The organism is Methylobacterium sp. WL103, from assembly GCF_008039885.1.
In the GTDB taxonomy this organism is placed as follows: domain Bacteria; phylum Pseudomonadota; class Alphaproteobacteria; order Rhizobiales; family Beijerinckiaceae; genus Methylobacterium; species Methylobacterium cerastii.
Genome location: NZ_VRUX01000613.1, coordinates 1 through 2,446 on the forward strand (window position 1 = coordinate 1; position 2,446 = coordinate 2,446).

The following is a 2,446-nucleotide window of genomic DNA, read 5'->3' on the forward strand; positions in this document are numbered from 1 at the left end:
GCACGTGGATGCGGGTCGACCGGTCGGCGCCGCCTTCGGCGAACCGGTCGGCGATGGCGCGGCTCGGCCCGTCGTCGATCCCGACGACGACCTGGTCCGAGCCCTGGATCAGCCGCTCCTTGATCGCGGCGTATTGCGCGAAGGTGCCGTGGCGGTCGAGGTGGTCGGGCGTGATGTTGAGGAGCACGCCGACGCTCGGATCGAGCGAGGGCGTCAGGTCGATCTGGAACGAGGACAGCTCGACCACGTGGATGCGATTCGCTGCCGGCGGCTCGAGCGAGAGGATCGCGGTGCCGATGTTGCCGCCCATCTGCACGTCGCGGCCGGCAGTGCGCAGGATGTGGGCGATCAGCGCCGTGGTGGTCGACTTGCCGTTGGTGCCGGTGATCGCGACGAACGGCGCCCCCGGCGCCAGGGCGCGCCGCTCGCGGCAGAACAGCTCGATGTCGCCGACGACCTCGATGCCGGCCGCCTTGGCGAGCGCGACGGTCCAGTGCGGCGTCGGATGGGTCAGCGGCACGCCGGGCGAGAGGATCAGCGCCGAAAAGCCCGACCAGTCGGCCCCGCGCAAGTCCGCGGTCTCGATCCCCTGCCCGGCCGCCTTCGTCACGCCGTCGGCGTTGTCGTCCCAGGCGACGACCTGCGCGCCGCCGGCCTTGAGGGCGAGCGCGGTGGCGAGGCCGGAGGCGCCGAGGCCGAACAAGGCGACCGCGCGGCCGGCGAAGGTGGTGATTGGGGTCATCGGAAACTCGGAACCGGTCGGCGATCGGGGCTCGTCCCAACCCTCCCCCTCATCCTGAGGTGCCAGCATCAGCGGGCCTCGAAGGAGCCCTCCAGACCGCACCGAAGTTTCTGGAGGGCTCCTTCGAGGCGCCCGCTTCGCGTGCGCACCTCAGGATGAGGGTCGGGGTGGGAGTGGCGTTGCGGAGCCGACTTCTACCACAGGTCACCGCAGCTTGAGCGTGGCCAGGCCGGCGAGCGCCAGGATCACGGCGATGATCCAGAAGCGGATCACGACCTGCGGCTCCTTCCAGCCCTTCTGCTCGAAGTGGTGGTGGATCGGCGCCATGCGGAAGACGCGCTTGCCCGTCAGCTTGAACGACGCGACCTGGATGATCACCGACATGATCTCGAGGACGAACAGGCCGCCGACGATCGCCAGGACGATCTCGTGCTTGGTCGCCACCGCGACGACGCCGAGCAGGCCGCCGAGCGCCAGCGACCCGGTGTCGCCCATGAAGATCTGCGCCGGCGGCGCGTTGAACCAGAGGAAGCCTAAGCCCGCCCCGATCACCGCGCCGGCCACCACCGCGAGCTCGCCGGTGTCGCGCACGTAGTTCACCTGAAGGTAGCTCGCGGTGAACGAGTTGCCGACGAGGTAGGCGATGACGCCGAAGGTGCCGCAGGCGATCATCACGGGGACGATGGCGAGCCCGTCGAGGCCGTCGGTCATGTTCACCGCGTTGCCGGCGCCGACGATGACGAAGCCGCCGAACAGCACGTAGAACCAGCCGAGGTTCAAGAGCGCGTCCTTGAACACCGGGAAGGCGAGCTGGTTCTGCAGCGTGGACGGCGAGAAGTACGAGATCGCGTAGCAGGCCGTGATCGCGATCAGGGCCTCGAGTCCGAGGCGGAGCTTGCCTGAGAAGCCCTTGTGCGACTGCTTCGTCACCTTGAGGTAGTCGTCGTAGAAGCCGATCGCGCCGAAGCCGAGCGTCACGGTGAGCGTGATCCAGACGTAGTGGTTGCGCGGGTTGGCCCAGAGCAGGATCGCGACGATGGCGCCGGCCAGGATCATCAGGCCGCCCATGGTCGGCGTGCCGCGCTTGGTCAGCAGGTGGGTCTGCGGCCCGTCCTCGCGGATCGGCTGGCCCTTGCCCTGGCGCAGGCGCAACAGCGAGATGATCAGCGGCCCGAACCAGAACACGAACAGGCCCGCCGTGAACAGCGCGCCTCCCGTGCGGAAGGTGATGTAGCGGAAGACGTTGAAGGCCGAGAGCGTGCCGCTCAGGTCCGACAGAAGATACAGCATCCGGGGGCTCGGCGGCTTGGCTCACACGAAGAAGGGCGCCGACGGGACGCGAACGGTCCCGGCGCCTCGGCGGACGATCAGATGCCGGTCACGGCCCGGCGGTCGGGGCCGGCGCGTCGCGGCGCGCCGGGGGGTTCGCGTAGCGGGCTTTGAGCGCCTCGACAATCCGGCCCATGCGAATACTGTTCGAGCCCTTGACCATCACGGCGTCGCCCGGCCGCAGGATCGCGGCCAGCGGCTCGACGAGGTCGGCCGAAGTCGCGGCGGCGACGCCCCGGCGCGAGACCGGGAGCGCCTCGAACAGGTGGTTCATCAGCGTGCCGGCGGTGAAGACGAGGTCGACCGCGTGGTCGGCGACCGCGCCGGCGAGGTCGCGGTGGTGGGCGTCCGAGGTCGGCCCGAGCTCCAGCATGT

2 protein-coding genes and 1 pseudogene are annotated in these 2,446 nt (G+C 69.7%); all 3 read right to left on the bottom strand.

Annotated features, from left to right (window positions below):
- The coding region (locus FV222_RS23175) for a Mur ligase family protein (protein WP_246685618.1) at positions 1-742 on the bottom strand (742 nt) is incomplete at its 3' end.
- A gap of 204 nt (positions 743-946) precedes the next feature.
- A complete protein-coding gene (gene mraY / locus FV222_RS23185) occupies positions 947-2,032 on the bottom strand; it encodes a phospho-N-acetylmuramoyl-pentapeptide-transferase (protein WP_147753360.1) in 1,086 nt (361 codons plus the stop codon).
- 88 nt (positions 2,033-2,120) lie between these two features.
- Positions 2,121-2,446, bottom strand: a pseudogene (locus FV222_RS23190) (UDP-N-acetylmuramoylalanyl-D-glutamyl-2, 6-diaminopimelate--D-alanyl-D-alanine ligase); the annotation flags it as partial.